At 35.8% G+C, this 19,895-nt stretch carries 18 protein-coding genes; 1 reads left to right on the forward strand and 17 read right to left on the reverse strand.

What is annotated here, in order from left to right; genetic code table 11:
• Positions 1 to 56 precede the first annotated feature (56 nt).
• The 6 genes from A5819_RS04255 to fabF all read right to left on the reverse strand — a co-directional run bounded on the left by A5819_RS04255 (position 57) and on the right by fabF (position 4,917).
• The gene (locus A5819_RS04255) at positions 57 to 1,220 is read right to left on the reverse strand and encodes a cation:proton antiporter (RefSeq protein ID WP_086276984.1); all 1,164 of its coding nucleotides are present in this window, start codon (positions 1,218 to 1,220) and stop codon (positions 57 to 59) included.
• Between the two features lie 145 nt (positions 1,221 to 1,365).
• Positions 1,366 to 1,929: an elongation factor P gene (efp, locus tag A5819_RS04260; RefSeq protein ID WP_086276987.1), complete on the reverse strand. Its 564-nt coding sequence runs from the start codon at positions 1,927 to 1,929 to the stop codon at positions 1,366 to 1,368.
• Between the two features lie 359 nt (positions 1,930 to 2,288).
• On the reverse strand, positions 2,289 to 2,612 hold the full coding sequence (locus A5819_RS19685) for a cytosine permease (RefSeq protein WP_254907215.1): 324 nt from the start codon (positions 2,610 to 2,612) through the stop codon (positions 2,289 to 2,291).
• A 52-nt stretch (positions 2,613 to 2,664) separates the two neighbouring features.
• A complete protein-coding gene (locus A5819_RS19690) occupies positions 2,665 to 2,868 on the reverse strand; it encodes a hypothetical protein (RefSeq protein WP_254907216.1) in 204 nt (67 codons plus the stop codon).
• A 373-nt stretch (positions 2,869 to 3,241) separates the two neighbouring features.
• The gene (fabZ, locus tag A5819_RS04270; RefSeq protein ID WP_086276992.1) at positions 3,242 to 3,676 is read right to left on the reverse strand and encodes a 3-hydroxyacyl-ACP dehydratase FabZ; all 435 of its coding nucleotides are present in this window, start codon (positions 3,674 to 3,676) and stop codon (positions 3,242 to 3,244) included.
• A 2-nt stretch (positions 3,677 to 3,678) separates the two neighbouring features.
• Positions 3,679 to 4,917, reverse strand: coding sequence for a beta-ketoacyl-ACP synthase II (fabF, locus tag A5819_RS04275; RefSeq protein WP_086276995.1), 1,239 nt, complete (start codon positions 4,915 to 4,917; stop codon positions 3,679 to 3,681).
• A gap of 298 nt (positions 4,918 to 5,215) precedes the next feature.
• On the opposite strand from fabF, the gene fabI reads away from it, so the two are divergent.
• A complete protein-coding gene (gene fabI, locus A5819_RS04280; RefSeq protein ID WP_086276997.1) occupies positions 5,216 to 5,968 on the forward strand; it encodes an enoyl-ACP reductase FabI in 753 nt (250 codons plus the stop codon).
• Positions 5,969 to 6,037: 69 nt separating this feature from the next.
• Here the strand turns inward: fabI and A5819_RS04285 are convergent, their stop codons facing one another.
• The 11 genes from A5819_RS04285 to A5819_RS04330 all read right to left on the reverse strand — a co-directional run bounded on the left by A5819_RS04285 (position 6,038) and on the right by A5819_RS04330 (position 19,704).
• Positions 6,038 to 7,075, reverse strand: coding sequence for an acyltransferase (locus tag A5819_RS04285; protein ID WP_254907297.1), 1,038 nt, complete (start codon positions 7,073 to 7,075; stop codon positions 6,038 to 6,040).
• Positions 7,076 to 7,338: 263 nt separating this feature from the next.
• Entirely contained in the window at positions 7,339 to 7,494 is a 156-nt protein-coding gene (locus tag A5819_RS19175; protein WP_176271356.1) for a hypothetical protein, read from the reverse strand.
• Positions 7,491 to 8,075 carry a DUF1700 domain-containing protein gene (locus tag A5819_RS04290; RefSeq protein ID WP_086277002.1) on the reverse strand — a complete coding sequence of 195 codons (585 nt, stop codon included), beginning with the start codon at positions 8,073 to 8,075 and terminating at the stop codon, positions 7,491 to 7,493. The genes A5819_RS19175 and A5819_RS04290 overlap by 4 nt, the downstream gene beginning before the upstream one ends.
• The gene (locus A5819_RS04295; protein WP_086277005.1) at positions 8,068 to 8,385 is read right to left on the reverse strand and encodes a PadR family transcriptional regulator; all 318 of its coding nucleotides are present in this window, start codon (positions 8,383 to 8,385) and stop codon (positions 8,068 to 8,070) included. Before A5819_RS04295 ends, A5819_RS04290 begins: the two co-directional genes overlap by 8 nt.
• Before the next feature lie 116 nt (positions 8,386 to 8,501).
• Positions 8,502 to 9,311: a helix-turn-helix transcriptional regulator gene (locus A5819_RS04300; RefSeq protein ID WP_086277008.1), complete on the reverse strand. Its 810-nt coding sequence runs from the start codon at positions 9,309 to 9,311 to the stop codon at positions 8,502 to 8,504.
• Positions 9,312 to 9,488: 177 nt separating this feature from the next.
• The gene (locus A5819_RS04305; RefSeq protein ID WP_086277011.1) at positions 9,489 to 10,316 is read right to left on the reverse strand and encodes an N-acetyltransferase; all 828 of its coding nucleotides are present in this window, start codon (positions 10,314 to 10,316) and stop codon (positions 9,489 to 9,491) included.
• 48 nt (positions 10,317 to 10,364) lie between these two features.
• Positions 10,365 to 10,754: an FAD-dependent oxidoreductase gene (locus A5819_RS04310; RefSeq protein ID WP_086277014.1), complete on the reverse strand. Its 390-nt coding sequence runs from the start codon at positions 10,752 to 10,754 to the stop codon at positions 10,365 to 10,367.
• An 11-nt stretch (positions 10,755 to 10,765) separates the two neighbouring features.
• On the reverse strand, positions 10,766 to 12,307 hold the full coding sequence (locus A5819_RS04315; RefSeq protein WP_086277015.1) for an ABC-F family ATP-binding cassette domain-containing protein: 1,542 nt from the start codon (positions 12,305 to 12,307) through the stop codon (positions 10,766 to 10,768).
• Positions 12,308 to 13,092: 785 nt separating this feature from the next.
• Positions 13,093 to 14,520: a helix-turn-helix domain-containing protein gene (locus A5819_RS04320; RefSeq protein WP_086277017.1), complete on the reverse strand. Its 1,428-nt coding sequence runs from the start codon at positions 14,518 to 14,520 to the stop codon at positions 13,093 to 13,095.
• Positions 14,521 to 15,126: a hypothetical protein gene (locus A5819_RS04325; RefSeq protein WP_086277020.1), complete on the reverse strand. Its 606-nt coding sequence runs from the start codon at positions 15,124 to 15,126 to the stop codon at positions 14,521 to 14,523.
• Between the two features lie 102 nt (positions 15,127 to 15,228).
• Complete coding sequence (locus A5819_RS04330; protein WP_086277024.1) at positions 15,229 to 19,704, reverse strand: bacterial Ig-like domain-containing protein; 4,476 nt, start codon at positions 19,702 to 19,704, stop codon at positions 15,229 to 15,231.
• Positions 19,705 to 19,895: the final 191 nt, after the last annotated feature.

A 19,895-nucleotide genomic window follows, 5' to 3' on the forward strand; every position in this document is an offset into this window, starting at 1 on the left:
AATAAAAAAGTTTCTGCCAAAGTCGCTTTTAATGCGTTTCGGCAGAAACTTTTTTTCTAGTAATTAAGTTGTTTTTCTTGTTTCATGATCGTGGCTTTCAATAACAAAGGCGCAATGATCGTTGTGGCAATAATAACAATGATCACAGAAGAATAATACTCTTCTGAAAGGAAACTTGACGTTAGACCAACTTGTGCAATGATCAATGCCATTTCCCCTCTAGATACCATTCCCGAACCAATGATCAAGGTTGAAACCCCTTTGAAGCCAGTCGCACGTGCACCTAAAGCACCACCTAACAATTTAGACAAGACTGCTACAACGGTTAAGACGATAATAAAAAGAAAATGCTTTGACATACCTGCAAAAGTCATATTCAACCCAATCGAAACAAAAAACATTGGAATAAATACAGTGTAGCCTATCGTCTCTAATTTCTCATCAACTGCTTTACGGTAATCCGTCTGTGCAATGGCCACACCTGCAAAGAACGCGCCAATGATCGCGCCCATATCCAACATTTCTGCAAAATAAGCAAACCCTAAACATATAACTAAAGAAACCGCCGATACAGCCTCAATTGCAATCAGCTTTTTACTTAAATTCAATAACCAAGGAACCAACCACTTACTAGCAGCAAAAATCACAACAAAGAAGAAGACTTTTAAGAGTAACACTTCCCACATTGGTAAGCCTTCACCTGGTGCAGAGCGATTCATCAAGCTCAACATAACACCTAAAATCAAAACGACCACAATATCATCGACAACTGCTGCACCTAGGATGGTTGCACCTTCTTCGGTATCTATTTTTTTCAGGTCTTTTAATACTTGAACAGAAATACTAACAGAAGTTGCACTAAACAAAACGCCTAGGAAAATTGAATTCTGTACAGAAAACTGAAACATCTCCCCCACACCAAAGCCCATCGCAGCTGGAAAGACGATTCCTAAAAGCGCAACTGCTAGTGCTGGCCGCCAATATTTTTTCAATAATTCCAGATCACTTTCTAAGCCTGCAATAAACATCAAAATAATAACACCAATTTCAGAAAAATAATGCATAAAATCATCTGGTTTAATCCAACCTAACAACGCTGGTCCAATTAAAATCCCTACCAGTAATTCGCCGATCACAGAAGGGATCCCTACCCGATTACAAAAATGTCCAGCAAGTTTAGTAAATAATAAGACAAGACATAATGTTAATAAAAAACCCATATTTCTCTCCCTTTCTACTCTAAAACATATATTCCATTGTAACATGTCAACTGACTTTAGTAGTGATGAAAGGTTTCTTACAGCTTGCTAAAACAAAAAAACAACTAATCGATCACTTACTCATCGGTCAGTTGTCTTCTTTCATTTATTTTGATGCACGTTTTAAATACGTACCTTCTTGCGTATTGATTTCTAACGCTTCATCTACTTCAATAAAGTCAGGAACGTTGACAACTAAGCCTGTTTCCATCACAGCTGGTTTACCTGATCCTGAGACTGTTGCGCCTTTGATCGATGGTTGTGTTTCTTTAACTTTTAAAACAACCGTAGTAGGCAATGTGATTCCGATTACTTCTGATCCGTAAAATTGGATTTTTACTTCCATGTTTTCTAAAAGATATTTCAATTCATATTCGATCACAGAAGTTGGGATTTCATATTGTTCGTACGTTTCAAGGTCCATAAAGTTCGCTGTATCATCTTGGCTGTAAAGATATTGAACAGGTTTACTTTCGATAAAAGCTTTTTTGACTTTATCATCAGGACGCATAGTTGTGTCCGTTGTAGCCCCAGTACGAACATCTTTTAATTTCATACGCATAACGGTATTCCCTTTACCTGGTTTATGGTGGCTTGCTTCCATTACACGGATTAATTTGCCGTCTTGTTCAAAAGTCATGCCTGCTTTAAGATCACTTACTGCTATCATGTTATTATTCTCCTATTCTTTAAGATCCGACCAGCAACTCTGATCGAAACGTTAGTATAATGCCGCTATATCTAGGTTGCTTCGCTTCTTAGGATAGAGGCGTTTCTTAAAAAAAATCTTCTCAATCATTGTAGCAGATTACTAGCGGATATTCTAGAGAATACACAGTTTAGATTTATATTTTGAGGAAAAATAATGTAAAATCTAATTTTTGAAGCGAAAATAACTGGGTCATAACTCTGCGAGTTACAACCCAGTCAATCACTTATAATCCAAATAAACGGTGTGATGGACTGTGGTCCTGACTTTTTAAACGTCTATTCAGTCCCCACTTTAAAATCAATTAATACCAACTGATTCTATTTGTACAATGAAGACATTTGCAACCCTGCTGGGAATAAATTCCCAAATACAACGAAAGCCAGCACCCCCATATTCAAGGCTAGAATCAATACAAAAACCGCAAAGGTATTATCGATTTTATCAAAGGCATTAACAATATTAAAAATCGGTTCTCCAAAAGCAATTTGAGTCCCGACAATCAAGCCTACACATGTAACTGCAAACAAAATGTAAGAAAGGATAAACCTTGATGGTAACTCGATGATCATCGCTTTCGGTGTTTTCGCCTTTTGAGTAAAGTCACCAATATTTGCAATTGGTCCTGCCCAGTTTGAAACCAAGGTACTCACACAAGTAATGAAAAACAAGTGGACTGATTGTAGCATTCGCTGGTTAATAAGCTAAAATCGGGTCAAAACCGCTAGCAATTTGAATCGGCCAAACAGCCGCTCCAATGATGAAAACATATACAATTGGTGATGACCAATTACCGAATTTGTCCAAGACTTTGGTTCCACCTAAAAACAAAGCAACTGTAACACACCAAACGATCAAATAGCTAAGCATCGCTGGAGCAGGCATTACTAAAATCGTCATTTCACTGCCAGTGGATTTGGGACAGGAGAAAAATATTTTTACATTACAATTGGCGTTGAAATTATATGAGTTGTATCATTAAAATAAAAAAAGAGTGTAGGACAAAAGTAAAAAAAACACTTTTGTTTCACACTCTAAATACGAATAAACGGAGTAACAGAAGCAATCCATTCGGAAATAAGTCGGAATTGCTGTAAAATACAACGAGGAACGAGTTGATGTTGCACAGTACCTACCTGGTCATAAAAATTTGAAGAACACCAAGTAGATACCAATCACCATCAGTTCGTAAACTCACTGTGATTCTTGACAATTTTCGTGAATTACTCCTTATTTCTCGGGATTAAACACTTCTGGCTCAGCTCTTTTTTATTTATCTACCTACGATAAACGTTAATTCACATTCACAAACTTTTTTATCTTCAACGTAAGCAGTTGCTTTCCCAATTCCTACATAATCTCTGATTTTCACGATTTCAAAATGTAATTTCAATACATCACCTGGCACTACTTTTTGACGGAATTTTGCTTTGTTAATACCGCCAATATAGGCTGTTTCGCCGTTAAATTGTTCCATTTTTAAAATCAAGATCGAACCCACTTGCGCTAATGCTTCAATAATTAGAACACCTGGCATTGTAGGATTTCCAGGGAAATGACCTTGGAAAAATTCTTCATTGATCGTAACGTTTTTTGTTGCGATGATTTTTTTCTCCGGAATAATTTCATCCACATAGTCGATAAAACAAATTGGGTAACGGTTTGGAATCATTTCCATAATTTCTGTTGCATTCATTAATCTTGTCATTGTTAATTTTCCTCCCATTTCTTCATACAAATAACGCCGTTATGACCACCAAAGCCAAATGAATTGCTGATTGCATATTCTGCAGCTACTTTGCGTGAGCCATCTGTTATATAATCTAAATCGCAATCTGGATCGGCCACTTGGTAACCGACAGTCGGATGCGCAACACCTTCTTGTAGCGTCTTCACACACGCGATTGCTTCAATTCCTCCGCCAGCGCCTAGAAGGTGTCCTGTCATACTTTTAGTGCTGGAAATTGGAATATCATACGCACGTTTGCCAAACACTCGTTTTAAAGCAGCCGTTTCAGCCGCGTCATTAGCTGGCGTTGCTGTTCCGTGTGCATTAACATAACCAATTTCAGAAGCCGCGATTGCCGCTTCTGCCAAAGCTAATTCAATTGCGTCAGCAGCGCCGCTACCATCTTTTAATGGTGCTGTCATATGACTAGCATCGCAATTACTACCGTAACCAACGATTTCACCTAGAATGGTTGCTCCACGTTTTTGAGCATGTTCAAGTTCTTCTAGCATCAACATGCCAGCTCCCTCACCCATCACAAATCCGTGTCTTTCTTTATCAAAAGGAATCGAGGCTCTAGTTGGATCATCTGTTGTATTCAACGCACTCAACGCAGCAAAACCAGCAATCCCAATTTCACAAACCGTCGCTTCTGTTCCACCAGTGATCATCATATCAGCTAAGCCATATTTGATTGTTCTGAAGGCTTCACCAATGGCATTGGTTGCTGAGGTACAAGCTGTAACGATCGTTTGAGAGGGACCTTTTGCACCTAATTTGATGGAAATATTTCCTGATGCCATATTTGCGATTACCATCGGTACAAAGAACGGTGTTACCCGTTTAGGTCCTTTTTTATCCATTACTCTTACTTGATCTTGCAGAGTAGTCATACCACCGATTCCACTACCTACGATCACACCAAAACGCTTTGGATCAATCTCTTCCTTCGTTAAGCCGCTCATATTCCAAGCTTCCATCGCTGCCACTATACCGTATTGTGAAAATAGATCCATCCGTTTTTGTTCTTTACGATCAAGAACCTCACTTGGGTCAAAGTTCTTTACCTCACCTGCAAGTGCAACACCTGTATCTTCTGAATCAAATTTCGTAATTTTAGCGATTCCTAATTTTCCATTGATTAGATTTTGCCAATACTCTTTTACCGTATTTCCTAAAGGAGTCACAGCTCCCATTCCGGTTATTACAACTCGTTTCATCGTGCACCTCCGCTATTGTTTTGACACTCAAATTAAAAAAACTTGCTTAACCAACACTTTTTTTGTTTAAATTTAAGTAAAATAGTTTGACTTTCAAAGTATTTTGGTTAATAATTCAGACATCCGATAAAATGTCTGTATGGGGGTCGTATCCGTTAGAGAATTTTATTAGCTTTCTCAAACAGATAATACCAGTTGCAATTTTATCCGTCAACTTAAATAAAATTAGATATTTAGATTTTATTAAGAAGTGAGACCTTTTCACAGACTAAAATAATTTTAAAAGGGGAAAATCAATATGTTTCTAAAAAATAAAAAAGTCGTCGTAATGGGCGTAGCAAACAAGAGAAGTATCGCTTGGGGATGTGCCAAAGCATTGAAAGAGCAAGGTGCTGACATTATCTACACGTACCAAAACGAGCGCATGAAAAAACAATTATTAAAATTAGCTGAACCAACAGACTTACTTGTTGAATGTGATGTTTCATCAGATGAATCAATCGCACAAGCCTTTACGATTATTCAAGAAAAATTTGATAAAATCGACGGTTTAGTTCATGCGATTGCCTTTGCAAATAAAGAAGAACTAGATGGCAATGTTAGTGACATCACACGTTCAGGCTACTTATTAGCGCAAGACATCAGCAGTTACTCTCTATTAGCTGTGGCTCATTATGCTAAACCATTATTAAACCCAGGATCTGGAATCGTGACAATGACTTACCTAGGCTCTGAAAGAGCAATTCCAAATTACAATATGATGGGCATTGCCAAAGCTTCTTTAGAAACTGCGGTAAAATATTTAGCCTATGAATTTGCAGTTGATAAGATTCGTGTAAATGGTATTTCAGCAGGTGCTATTAAAACCCTTGCAGTGACTGGCGTAAAAGATTACGATCAATTGATCAAGCTCTCAGAAGATCGTACACCGGATAAAGCAGGTGTTACAATCGAAGAAGTAGGGAATACTTGTGCCTTTTTAGTCAGCGAATTAGCGGCTGGTATCGTAGGCGATATTATTTATGTGGATAAAGGCGTTCACTTGACTTAAATAGAAAAGCTGAGACAAAACTTATTTCGTTTTGTCTCAGTCTTATCTTTTCGTGCTAAACATCCACTTCTAAACCAATTTTTGGATATAACTTCGATTGACTCTAAGCATCAATTGCAAATCGAAATAGTAATACGGAAGTTGCTGGTTAAATATAATCACGAGTGAGCTCAATAAATGAGTAGCTACAATTGTGACAATTAGCTGCAGCCAAGCATTTGCAAAAAAATCATAGCTGTTAACTAAATTGGCTGTCCACAAAATACATAATGGATGGATGAAAAAATAATATTTCCCTAATTCCCTCAAATGCTTAAAGTCCGTCTTAAGTTTTACTTGCCACGTTAAACTCCAACAAAAGAAGACTGCTGTAAATGGTATTAGTGACCACATAAAGTTTTTGTCGATCCCCATATTAGCGTAAACAATCAACCCTTCCCACACTAAAATTAGCCCAGTAAAAATCACTAGAAAATTAAACTGCTTGTGAAACCTAGCTATTTTTTCATGATAATCCCATAGGAAATATCCCACTGCCACAAATACTAAGGCAAAAAACAAACCATTGCGAGTTGTAATAAAAATAGTCAGATACTGATCAAAAAATAATTGCAACTGTTCATTATTGATATAGCCATAGTACGTTTCTAATGAACCAAAAAGATATAATATAAACGTTAATATGAATAACGGAAAATAGCCTGTTTTCTTGATTAGCCAGTGAGCGATGACCATACCAAAGATCATAGCTGGTACGTACCAAAGATGATAGTAAGTCCCTGTATACAGCAAGCCTGTTAGCAATGCTACAGGATATAATTCAGGTCCAAGCGTATAATTTTCTTGAATCCACATAAAACCAATCGGCAGATAAATCAAGCTCCAAAACAAATATGATTTAATAGATGATTGCAAATAACGTTTCAGATAACTCGACGAACCATTTTGTCCTCGTCTAACAAAGTAACTAGATGAAATAAAGAAAAATGGTACAGCAATCCGACATAATACATTTTTAAACAAATGGTGCACCATTGGATCTTGAATTACTCGTTCACAGTGAAAACAAATAATTAAAATCGCCGCAGCGTACTTTATTAAATCGATTCCATTGTTGCTTATGGCTTGTTCTTTGACTTGCTTGTTCTTTGACTTGCTTATTCATACCACTCACCCCTACTCCCCATAAAAAAAGATTCATTAAACAAACTTGCTCTTATTCATGTTAATTATAACAAAGCAACCGCTTCATTTTATCGGCTTAAAGTCTGAGTTTTTCTCACTGCTTTAGGACTACTTTTTGATTGATAAAAAAAAGAAACATTCGTCAGAGATTTCTCCATCCAATGTTTCAGCTTCTTATTAAAATATCATAGTTCAAAATAGAATGTACGATACCATGAATGTTCTTCAAATTTATATTTATCAACTTGCCCACCAGATAGAGCAAAACCGATCATAGCGATCGCAAAACCTAAAATAGTTAAACTAAGCCCAATTTTAAATAATGATTTTTTATTCGTCATAACGATAATCCCCTTCCCTCAAACAGACCAAATATTTTTCCTGAGAATCGCTTCGATGCTTTGATAAAATGATTGGCTAGATTCAAGGTTGCTAAACCACTAAGCAACGCTAAGCCTAAAACAAAAATACTGATACCCATTTGTGTAACTGCAATGTAGACTCCATCTTGTATAGCGAAAAAACTAGCACAGACACTAAATATGGATGCTCCTAAGCCGAGTACCGCAAACATTCCTGTTGTAAAAGGTAGACACCAAATAATAATATAGGCGGATAAAATAAGTAAAATAGCTGTTAACAAAATACTGCCCCATAAAGGAAAACCAATAATCAGTAAAACCACCATCAACGGACTTAGTTTTTTCTTTTGAAAACTCCGCTCTTCAAACGCTTCTTCTAAAATCTTACTTGCGATTCTTGAAGGTTTTCCCAACTTGCTTACCGCCTCTGCTTCGCTGGCTCCATCTTCTAGGTAGTCTTCAATCAATTCATCATAATAAAGAATAAATTGATTTTTTTCTGATTCATTCAAGCGAATCAAACCTTCTTCTAATTGATACAAAAATTCTTGTTTATTCATTTTGCTCCCCCTTTTCAATAAAATGATACACTTGCATCACTTCATCCCATTCTTGAATAAAGGACTTTATTTTGTCCCTACCAACATCAGTAATTCGATAGTATTTTCTTAAGCGGCTATTATGTTCCATTGAATATGTTTCCAACTCTTCTTTCGTTTCTAAACGTTTCAAGATTGGATATAATGTTGATTCGGAAATTGTTATCACGTTAGACAAATCTTTGATGATTTGATAGCCATAGGAATTTGATTTCTTTAAAATGGCTAAAATACAATATTCCAACAACCCTTTTTTTAATTGTGAATCCATAATATACCTCCTGACACATATTACTATACATTGCATAGTATGATGTGTCAAGGAGTATTTTTAAAGTAAAAAAAGAGACCAAAAATTGGTTCTCTTTTCTAGGATTCACAATATAACTACACCTTCCCATAAAACAACTGAATATTATCAGCTTCGCTACGAATTGCCGCAACGGCTTCATCTTCGTTTGAGAGGTTTAACGCTTTTTGAAATGGCTTGTCAAGATTGAGTTTGATTGATGTAAATTTCTCATGATGCCAGATAGCATGGGCAATTTTTAGCGATTCTACCCAAAAATAATAGGTTTTATCTGGAGTCACGATATCAATCAATGTTACAAAATTACCACCCACATTTCTAAAATATTTTCCAAATTGTAAGTTTATCTCCAAAATATCATGTAGAGAAAAGGATGCTATCGGTTGCTCCACAGGTATATTTACAGCAAGCTTGAATTTCCCGATTTGATCAATAGATACTTCATCACCACTAAAACTACACAAACAATTAGCATATCCCATCAATTTTGAAAAAGTTACTTGTGGAAAAATTGCTGCTTCGATTTTGATAAATGTGTTTACCCGTTTGTTCGCTGCTAATAATGGTTGAATTTCTGGTGCATAAGCACTATAAAATGCTGCGTTATTAGTTGTCTTGCTATTTTGATCCATAAGACTTTGCCTTCTTTCTTTTCCGCCAAACAAACTTTCAAAGAAACTAGGTTTCTTACGCCCAATTAAAACATCGACACTGATATTGAAATAGTCGGCAATTCTTACAACATTTTCGATATCAGGAAGACTTTTTCCTAACTCCCATTTTGAAATTGTTTGACGAGAGATCGTTAAATAGTTAGCTAGTTCCTGTTGTGAAATTTCTTGTTCTTCACGGAGTTTTTTAATTTGTTTACCAATTTCTACAGTCACTATAATTCACCCATTTCCTAACGTCTAGTATTTTCGCCGCATAAATACGTTGCTTTCATCTATTATACAATAAAGGCAGTTGCAACGGTGCGTTGCTTAATGATTTAACAGTGTTTTAATAGAAAAATCCAGCGGTATTCGTTCGCTAAAACAAGTACCGCTGAATAGATTTACTATTTAAATTTTTTTAGCTAATTGTAATTGTGTCAGTTGTAACGTAATACCTATTTTTTCTAGTTCAGTATATTCTGGTGTTGCCTTATCAAAATTAGTGAATTTGATGGTATCAAGATTTTCTTGTTCTTTTAAAGTGAGCAAGATAGCTGTTATTAACGGGTAATTTTTTTGTTCAACCAGCTGTAATTGTTTAAGAATCAAATTTTTTCCAGAAGCTTCTTCAACTAGATTAAAACTGATTGACCCAACTTTTATTTCTTCGTGATAAATATCATAGTTTTGATCAGAAAAAATACTACGATTTTGCCAAGGTATCCATTTTGTTTCGCTTAAAGCTCGCTCTTCTAATGAAATAGCTTTGAAGTCAGTACTCTCATTTTTACTTGTTATAGTTGGTAAAACAATTGAACCAACTGCCAACTCATTGATAAGTTGGAACCCTTTTTCTTGATATAATCGCTTCGCCCGCTCATTCTCTTTGATCACTTCCAAAATTAGATACTCACATTGATTTTCTTTTGCCAATTGTTCTGCGTAATTCATCAATTTAGAAGCGACTTTGTCCCTACGATACTTCGGAACGACCGCCATACTACCGACCCACATCACTTTCGTTCCTTGAAAGGTTTGCACGCCTAACAGGATAATGCCAGCAGATTCTCCCTTGATGGAATAGATAGCCGAGAGTTTCTTTGACAGTTTTAACGATTCGATTCTATGCTCTAACGCTTTTTGATCGACAGTAATTGGTAATAGATAATCGCTAAAGCCTTGATTCCAGGTTTCTACAGCCTGTTGAAAATTTACTTTCTCAATTGTTGTAAACATTCTTTTGCTCCATTCATTTTAGCTTTATTCCTTTAACTATAAACGAAATTAAAAATATTTATAGCCTTTAGGAGCAATAATGTTATCAATAGCTAGGTACAGCTGAAATCCTTCTTTATTACAAAGGCAAACCTGCTCTTTTTCACTATCAATAACAACCGTTTCTAAATAAAATGTAACCAGCAATTTTTCTAAGCTTCTCATAAGTTGAGCCCTAATTGGAGAATTTAGACAATCTGACAGTAGCTCATCCGAGCGTTCAATGATCATAACTTCTTTGCTTTTGTTCGCTAACTCAATCGCCGTTTGGCATTCTAAAACGCCGCTACCAATAATCAAGATTCGATCAGCCAACTTATCTTCTAATACTCTTTTTAGTTCTCGCTCCATCCACGAAAATTGGTAGACTTGGCGGTTTTCATCTCCAGTAAAATCCATTATCGGTCACCTTATTGTTTCAGAAGATGTTTATCTGCAACAGCATACACATGATCCGCTACACCTGAATAAAACTGTTCATCATTTGAAATCAACAACACACTTCCTCTAAACGCTTTTATAGCATCTTGCAAGGCTTTTCTTGAATCTACATCTAAATGATTGGTTGGTTCATCTAAAATCAAGAAATTGCTTGGTTGCATCGTCAGATCACATAATTTCACTTTTGATTGTTCACCACCACTCAGCATGAAAATATTTTTTGAAGCAATTTCTCGTTTCAACCCGCATTTTGCCAATTCTCGACGGACATCTTCATAAGTAAGTCTTGTATATTTATTTGCTAATGCTTCAATTGGTGTCCATTCAGTATTTTCCCACTCAATTTCTTGAGAGTAATAACCAGTGACCACTTGTGGTGAAAATTGTGCTTTACCAGAAATTGCTGGTACCAGTGACAGCAGTGTTTTTACTAATGTTGATTTGCCTAAACCATCTGCGCTAGTGATCACGACTTTTTCCCCTTTTTTTACTTGCACATCACGTACCATAAGCAACGGCTCTTTATAACCTACCGTCAGCTCATCGATCGTCATGACATTGGGTGAACTTTGAGGCATTAGTTTAAAGGAAAAATTAGATTTCACCTTTTTCTCTGGTTCTTTCAAACGATCCATTTTTTCTAGATGTTTTCGTCTCCCTTGCGCCATTTTTGTTTTGACCCCTGCAATATTTTTCTGGATGAAGGCTTCTGTTTCTTTGATTTTTCGTTGTTGTGCTACAAATTGACTTTGATACGCTTCAGCTAAGTGCGCTTTTTGTTTTAAGAAATCAGTATAGTTGCTATGGTATTTTTTGATCGAGCCAAAATCAATATCACAGATACAGGTTGCGATATTACTTAAAAATTCTGTATCATGGGAAACGATGATAAACGCATTCTCAAATGCATTTAGATAATCTGTCAGCCATTCGATATGTTCTTGGTCTAAATAGTTGGTTGGTTCGTCTAAGATCAAAACAGCTGGTTTTTCCAATAGTAATTTAGCCAATATGACCTTGATTTGATCTCCGCGATTTAATGCAGCTAGTGTTTGATCAGCATCACTGATGCCAAGACCTGTAACGGCTTTGCTGATATCATTTTCAACTTCATAAAAGCCCTTCATTTCCAAATTTTCTTGATAGGTTGCCGCTCTTGTTAACAATTGGTCGTCGCCCGTTTCACCATATGTCTCATAAAGTTTCAACATTTCTTGTTCTGTGGCAAATAATTCTTGATAAGCTGATCTTAAAAATTCGTTAATCGTCAGTGATTGATCCATATCCACATATTGGTCTAAATACCCTAATGTAGCGACTGGATTCCATATGATTGCTCCTGCATCAGGTAAAACGTTCCCTAAAAGCATCTTCAACAATGTACTTTTTCCTGCACCATTTTTACTTACGATGCCCATGTGTTCGTGACTTCTTAACGTAAATGAACTGTTTTCATAAAGCTGTTTATCAGGTACTGCATAAGTTAAATCTTTGACTTGTAATAATTCCATTTTAATTTCCTCTTTCATGTGGTTTCCTAGATTTTTACTAAAGAACATACAAAAAAGACCCATAGACAAAATGTCTAGGGCCTTTTAATCTATATATCCTTCAGTGAATAAGCAGACTAAATACATAGCAAGCATGTGCTATTTTTTAGTATACTAAATTTACTGATGAATAAGAAAAGCTCTTAAGCTTCTCGATTAAGCTCCATACAACACTTCATCAAAAATAAGTTGTAGGGAGCTAAGAGTTGAAATATATAATACGTACATTTGAAACACCTTTCTCAGGTGTTCCTCTACCATTTTGGAAAAAAAATAGTCAAATTCAGATAAAACGAATAAAGATTCTCATTATTATTCCCCATTTAAGTAAGTTATAAGTCAATAAGAAAAACGATGACTAAATTACCAAACATCGACAGACCTGCGATAAATACACTTGAAGCAATTCGCTGCTTGGATAAAGTTACCTTTTCAAAAATGTAATTAAAGAACACACTTTATCGATGTTCTTTTATTCGGGATTACTCTATTATTAAGATATAAATAAAGGAGGCTTACAATGAATCAAGAAAAAACTGCTAAAAAATTTAAAAAACACGGAAATGTATATGCCTGGGTAACAACGATAATCTCTGAAATCGTGGATCGTATTATCTTCTAGATCCTTATTCATATAGAAACCAAGAGTAGAACAAAGCTCCCCTTTCTACTCAATCCACTGACACCAAATAAGAGGATGGAACAGCAGCAGACGCTACTATTCCATCCTCTTATAATTATTGATACTACTTTCTTTTTTTATTCAATTGTAGCTCTCTATTGATTCGGACAATCTCATTACCAAAGTTACGCCAATCACTGGCTCTTGGCGGCGCCAGCCAAATCAGATTTCGTGCTGAAAAAGTTACTTGGGGAAGATAATCAGAGACAATCAAATCTGTATCTGGTCGTATGAGTGGCTGAAAATGTATGCTAAAAGAGTCAAAAATTTGAATCTGATTTTTAATGAATCGATTGTATTTTTCACCTTGGGTAAAGTTCACATAAATGTTGATTGTATTTTTATCGGTTTCTTCGTCATATTGCTGAGATAACACCAGTAACAAATTGAAAAACAATGATTTTTTGCTAAATTTGAATTCATCTTCTTTCAATTGATAAATAAATGTATGGCACATCTCGAATATGATTGGATAACGTTCATGAAAAAACTCCAAGTCGATTGCTCGTAGCGTAAGATCTATCAGCGGTGTAATAAATTGGTGCTGATAAATGGTCATCTTCACACTTGTACAAAATTCAGGACCTATATCACTTAACTGCATGTTCATCTGAAATTGTTGCTTTAATCGCTCAGTATATTTTGTGACCACATCATTTTCAAGATCACAAAATTCAAGTCTGTACACTGATAACTGGCTGATAATACCTCTTATTTCTACTTCTATTTCTCGATTTGTTCCCTTCAAAGTACGTTCACTCCACTGAGCAACGGTTTGATAGATTTTATTCTTTTGATCAAATTCAACCGACTTAAAACTATTAGGTAAAAAATAGTGCTGTTTTCTTTTGATTCTTTCTAACGTGATCAGTAGATAATGTTTAAACAGGTATAACGTGTTTACTTTTTCACAATATAATTTAATCTCAGAAAATAATTCTTGGACCGCTAGGATATCTGATTGATTGTATAGTTCATCCGAGTCTTTATAAATTCGATAATAGAGCATATTAAAATACTGACGAATCTTCCATTCATTCCCAACTAGCTGAAAGTTTTTCGATAACTTTATCTCATATTGTGCTAGCTCTTTTCGAATTCTATCAACAATTTTATAAACTACAGTTCGGCTCATCCCATGTTTTTCTCCATATTTTTTAATTGACGTAAACTGATTAAAAAATAGGGTTTGCAACAATGTAAACTCCAGTGAGTATTTTAAATATTTTTCCTCCACAACACTGGATGATACTTGTGCATCTTGGAAAAGAATGATTTCACTGCTTTGCTCGATCAACTCCATATCATCGATCAATTCAAATTGTTTCAAGTCTTCATTTATTTCTGTGACGCTACGTTCTAATAAGTATTGGGAGATATTTAGTTCTTCACATAAAACATCTTTGCGCTCCGAAAATGAATACTGTTGCTCTAACTTTCGGATGATGGATAGTTTTAAATTCGTTCGATCGTCTAATAGCAGAAAATCCATTTATACTCTCCTTGTTCCATACAGAAGCGTACCTGATAGGAAACTCAACATATTTCCAAAATCTGTGGAACCCTGCTGATCCGCTCCTCCAGATGTGTTTGTGTTCATCGTTATTTTGCTTGGTTGTTCTTTTAATAGTTCGTCATTCAACATGATTTTTGTTTTAGAGTCATTTGGGGAAGTCTGATCCACTCTTCTTTTTTTCGAGTCTGAACTAGTAAAAGGATTGACCGTTACTTTTGCTATTGCAACCTCATCTTCATATGAAAATCTGACAAAATAAGTCCCTATTTCTTGTGTATTGACATTATTTTTGATCATTAGTTGATTCAAGTTTAGTGGTTGTCCGTCTTTTCCTTTCAGCGAAACCACATTATCTATTGGAGACCATTTTGCATTTTGTTTGATGATAATGTCTTTCAAGAGAAGCTCTGTTTGATTTTCTTTGACTTCAACTATGACCGTCTCAACTTTGCCATCTACCTCATAGGTCATTTTATATTTCCCAGGAGTCGTTGCTTCTTTTCCGTAAAGTGTTTCTGCTTGTAAAAAAAATGCTGACGAAAATAGTAGTGCTGTACCTAATATCAATGGTTTATTTTTCACTTATGCTTACGCCTCCACCCGTTTCATCCCAGTGAATAAAGGCTAAACAGAAGCATATAATGTACTGCTTCTGTTCAAGCCTTAATTTACCTTAGCGTTCAATTAATCTGTTCTTCGTTTCCTTAACCGCATCACACCAACGAGTGTGAGCGATACAGATAAGAGGCCGATCAAACTTAGATAATGGTTGATTTTCTCACCAGTTTTAGGGTAATTTCCTTGTTTATCTGGCTTAGAAATATGCGTTTGATTCTTCGTCGTTTGATTGGTTTTTGGTGTATTTTTTTCAAGTACTGTAATCGTTGCTGTAGCCGTTAATTTCTTTTCAGTTTGGTTCATTTGGTTCGCTTGTTTGGTCTTAGTTTGTTTTACTTCTTGATTGGTTTGAACAGTGTAAGCTACTTGTTGCTCGCCTTTTTCTTTAGTTTCAACGGTTCCACTTACTTCTACTTCTTCAAAGGCAATCGCTTTTCCGTCACGATCTGTGGCTGATACAAAGTTATCCGCGCTCTTCCAATCATCCCCTACATAAATCGTCGAATCTTTTACAACTAGCGATGATTGGTCAGCTTTTACTGTGATTTTTGCCCTTTCTTTTAAGCTTCCTGATCCATAAACAACTTCATAAATACCTGCTTTTGTTGTATCTACATTTCCTGTGACAGTGATATTTTGAATTGAAATTGTTTTGCCTGATTCATCTGTTGCGGCTATAAAATTGTCAGCTGCCTGCCAAGTATCTCCCACATATATGGTTGAATCTTTCACGGCAAGTGTTGCTTGTTCCGCAACAACATGGACTACGATGGTATCTTCTTTTCCTTGGTTTTTATATGTGACGTTATAATCGCCAATTTTAGCTGTATCAACACTTCCAGTGACCGTAATTTGGTCAAATGCAACAGGTTTTCCTGTTTTATCTGTTGCTTCAACGAAGTTATCGGCTGGGGTCCAGTTTGTTCCAACAGAGATTGTTGAATCTTTTCCTTGAACAGTTGTTTGATTGGCTAGTACAGTGATTTTAGCGGTTTCCTTTAATTCATTGAAACTGTATGTTACTTCATAAGTACCTGCTGTCTTCGTATCGACTGTTCCAGAAACAGTTAGCTTTTCAAACGGAACGTCTTGACCCTTTTCATCTGTCGCAGATACAAAATTATCTATCGCTTGCCATGTATCTCCCACATATATGGTAGAATCTTTGACAGCTAGCGTTTCATCTTTCGCAATAACAGAAATGATGGCTTGGGCTTCTTTGTCCTGATTATGATAGGTTACTTCATAATCACCAATTTTTGTGGTATCGACTGTTCCACTTACCGTAATTTGATCAAATGCAACGGCATTTCCGTCTTGATCTTTAGCTCCGATAAAGTTATCTTCTGCATTCCAATTTGTCCCAACATAAATAGTTGAATTTTTTGCGCTGACACTTGTTTGATCGACTTTCTTTTCCGCTAGAGGAACTTCGATCTGATTCGCGTCTTTGTTTATTTTGATATTTTTCCCATCGAGATATTCCTGTGCCATCGTATAGCCTTCTGGAATATCCACTACCTTTAAGGTATATTCTCCAGACATGATCGCATCAAAATTATATTTGCCATCTTCATCTGTGGTAAATTCACTGCGATTTTGCGTCACGTTATCAATTAATTCAAATGAAACATGAGGAATGTTTATCGCTTGATTCCCTTCATTATACGTGTGAAATTGTGCTTGAGCCAAATATACGACTCCTTCTGCATCTCCATCAGAAAATCTCAAAACAAGTGGCGTTGTTGTAGCTGTTCTACGAGTTTCAGTCATTTGATCTAGATTATCCGCTTTGATAATGGTTTCCGTATAAATTTGTCCAGCATTTTTAGAAACTGTATTGTAAGTAATAGTAATATCTTGTGTTAACGTATAATCCGCAAAAATAATTTGAGCGCCTGTTGCTGTTTGCTTGATAGTATAGGCATCTTGTGGAACATCTGCTATCGTGATTGAATTTAAATCGATACCAGCATTGGTCGTCCCTTTGGTTGTAATATCAAAGGTTGGATTTTTAACTTTACGTGTTCCATTATTAATATTTTTTGTTTTCACTTCATTTTTTGTTACATTTTTTAATGATTCATGGCTTGTCTGATTGGCAGATAGAATTTCTGCGCCTTCATTGTTTACTGAAACTGAGGCTGTCATTTCTTGATTTCCATATAATGGTTCTGCCGCGCTTCCAGTCACATTGATCGTTTTGGTATCGATCCAGCCATTGGCATATTTATATTCAATGATATAGCGTTTCGATGTTTTACCGAAATCAAATTGATAACTGTTTGCAGCTTCGTCAAAGGTAATTTTTGGATACGCTGCGCTGGTAGGATCTAATGGTTTATCAAAGTAGTACCCACGATCCCAATATTGTGGATAAATAGAATCCACTTGATCATTTGAAACATCATAAATATCAAACACGACATCTGCTCCAGCAGGAATCTTCGTTGAGATACTTAAGGAGTCAAACGAATCATTTCTTGCATTGACTAAAAATTGATTTTTGCTTGCTTGTAACGTTCGTTCTGAATACATTTTTCTACCAGTTCTAATAGTTGTATTAACTGTTTCATAGTCATCGGCACTTAACACAACTGGAAGCGTATCGATTGGAATACTTTTACTTTTTTCTAGACTATCAGGCACATAATTAAACCCTAGATCCAGATTGAATGAATGAGTGACTGGTGTTGAAAATTTTATCAAGCTACCGCCTTCAACTGCTGTTATCGTGTAATCTTTATCCAGTTTGTAATAAGAATACTCACCTTTAGGTGCTCGTAACTGTAAGTAATTTGGATGTTCGATTTTGATTGTCGCATTTTTTACAGGTGTTTTGCTGCTACCAGCGATTGCGATCGTTGTATCGCCAAAATAAGCACCATTACCGTCATAATTCCCCCAGGCCGTTTCCGCATTATTCGGATTAATGATCGAAATTGGCTGCAAGTATTGGTCAGATATAAACATTATCTCCTTACCGCTATTGACAACAGGTGTACTCAGCACAATATCAATATCTTTTTGATCAAATGGAATCATTAGCTTATTTACACTGATTTTCAAAACACTATCTTTCGTTGCAGTTAATGTTAATTTATTATTTTCTTTCTTGATGTCAAAATAATCCGTGATTTGAACTGTTTGGTAATCAGCCGTATACGCTGAAAATGTATAATCATTGATTGTTTGGCCATTTTTACTTTCTAAAACAATTTGTTCCCCCACTTTAGTTTGTGTAGGAATATTGTAAATATAAAGATAATAATTTCCTTTTTCTTGGAAATTAGCTCCTTGTAACGATCCTAGACTTAGTTCTTTTAATGATTTTTGGTCTTTACTCGTTTTTGCCGTAAACTCTAGACCACCATATGGCGCAGTTGAGCGGTTTAAACTGACAGAGCCTAATTTAGTTGTAGGATATTGATTGTAAAAACTATACGAATAATTTGAGACATTTTCTAAAGCCATCGTGCGGTCCACAGACAGAGCATAGGCTTTTTGTTGGTCCATATTTGTAATGGTGATTGAGCTTCGATTAGCGACGTCCTCATTGATCGTGTAGTCTACATCTTTCGTTAAGAGCTGCTTTGACTCTAGCAGTACATTTCCGTTGATATCAACATCATATGAGAAAACACCAATTTGCTCTTTAGAAGTATTATAAAATTTTGCTCCAGGTATATCTGATGTCGCTAATTCTAAATTTTGACTGCCAGATAAAGCTCTATCTAGATTGTAATAGATGTTCCCTTTGATTCCGAAATTATTCGTTGTTTCTTCATATCTGATTGGCGCGACTTCTTCATACAAGTCAAAATTATATTTATTTGCCGTTTGACCAGCTGTTTGGATCGTCACTAAGGGGTTTTTCTCAGTGAATACATAGCTTTTCAACTCTAAATTAAATTGAGTATCCGTAACACGTTGATTAAAGGTAATCGTCAGTGTTTGACTTTGGGCATCAACTGCCCAAGTTGCGCCAACGTTTGCTACTTCTCCACTAACATTTGAATACCCTAAGTGATCAGGTAAGGTCATCGTATAAACTGAACCAGGCGCATAGTCCTTGTCTTTTATCACAAAATTCAATTTTGCCGTTACAGGCGTTGTATTCAACACTCGGTTTAAGGTACTTTGACTATATTCCACACCTTCCATATTGGTAATGGTCATATTTGCTAAGATTTCATCCTCAATCGTTGCAGCAACCGTAGTAGCTTTTGTTTTGGGAATTGCTGCGCTCTCTGTTGTTGGCTGTTCAGTTGGAGCAGGCGAGCTATTCTCTTGCTCTCCATCACTTTCATTTGTTTTAGTAGCTTCTTCAGTGTTTTTATCAAGATTTTCAATTGGTGGTTCTGCAGATTCACTTGATACATTAGTTTTTGGGGGTTCTTCTACAGGTGTGTCAGTTGATTGTCCGGTCGGGGAATTTTGATCTATGTTAGTAGTCGTTGTTGCAAAAGCACTTACGGTTGAACCAAAGCTTTGTGTAAGCAGCACTGCAAGCATAAATATATGTAACTTTCTTTTCTTCATGAACAAACTCCTTTTTCTTACTATTTTTGTATATTTATATAATATACTTTTTTAAACTTTATTATGATTATTTTTTTATATTTTAACAAAAAATAAAAACATATGTGCTGTTATCATTAGTAAAAAAATATTTTCTATAAAATCAAAAATTGAAATTGGGATAAACTTTCCATATTACTGATTTGATTTTC

It is taken from the genome of Enterococcus sp. 7E2_DIV0204 (genome assembly GCF_002140855.1).
Classification (GTDB): Bacteria; Bacillota; Bacilli; order Lactobacillales; family Enterococcaceae; genus Enterococcus_L; species Enterococcus_L lemimoniae.

Bases quoted from the DNA above. Each gene is read 5' to 3' on its own strand.
- A5819_RS04255 (WP_086276984.1), bottom strand. From the start codon at position 1,220: ATGGGTTTTTTATTAACATTATGTCTTGTCTTATTATTTACTAAACTT.
- efp (WP_086276987.1), bottom strand. From the start codon at position 1,929: ATGATAGCAGTAAGTGATCTTAAAGCAGGCATGACTTTTGAACAAGAC.
- A5819_RS19690 (WP_254907216.1), bottom strand. From the start codon at position 2,868: ATGACGATTTTAGTAATGCCTGCTCCAGCGATGCTTAGCTATTTGATC.
- fabZ (WP_086276992.1), bottom strand. From the start codon at position 3,676: ATGACAAGATTAATGAATGCAACAGAAATTATGGAAATGATTCCAAAC.
- fabF (WP_086276995.1), bottom strand. From the start codon at position 4,917: ATGAAACGAGTTGTAATAACCGGAATGGGAGCTGTGACTCCTTTAGGA.
- fabI (WP_086276997.1), top strand. From the start codon at position 5,216: ATGTTTCTAAAAAATAAAAAAGTCGTCGTAATGGGCGTAGCAAACAAG.
- A5819_RS19175 (WP_176271356.1), bottom strand. From the start codon at position 7,494: ATGACGAATAAAAAATCATTATTTAAAATTGGGCTTAGTTTAACTATT.
- A5819_RS04290 (WP_086277002.1), bottom strand. From the start codon at position 8,075: ATGAATAAACAAGAATTTTTGTATCAATTAGAAGAAGGTTTGATTCGC.
- A5819_RS04295 (WP_086277005.1), bottom strand. From the start codon at position 8,385: ATGGATTCACAATTAAAAAAAGGGTTGTTGGAATATTGTATTTTAGCC.
- A5819_RS04305 (WP_086277011.1), bottom strand. From the start codon at position 10,316: ATGTTTACAACAATTGAGAAAGTAAATTTTCAACAGGCTGTAGAAACC.
- A5819_RS04310 (WP_086277014.1), bottom strand. From the start codon at position 10,754: ATGGATTTTACTGGAGATGAAAACCGCCAAGTCTACCAATTTTCGTGG.
- A5819_RS04315 (WP_086277015.1), bottom strand. From the start codon at position 12,307: ATGGAATTATTACAAGTCAAAGATTTAACTTATGCAGTACCTGATAAA.
- A5819_RS04320 (WP_086277017.1), bottom strand. From the start codon at position 14,520: ATGGATTTTCTGCTATTAGACGATCGAACGAATTTAAAACTATCCATC.
- A5819_RS04330 (WP_086277024.1), bottom strand. From the start codon at position 19,704: ATGAAGAAAAGAAAGTTACATATATTTATGCTTGCAGTGCTGCTTACA.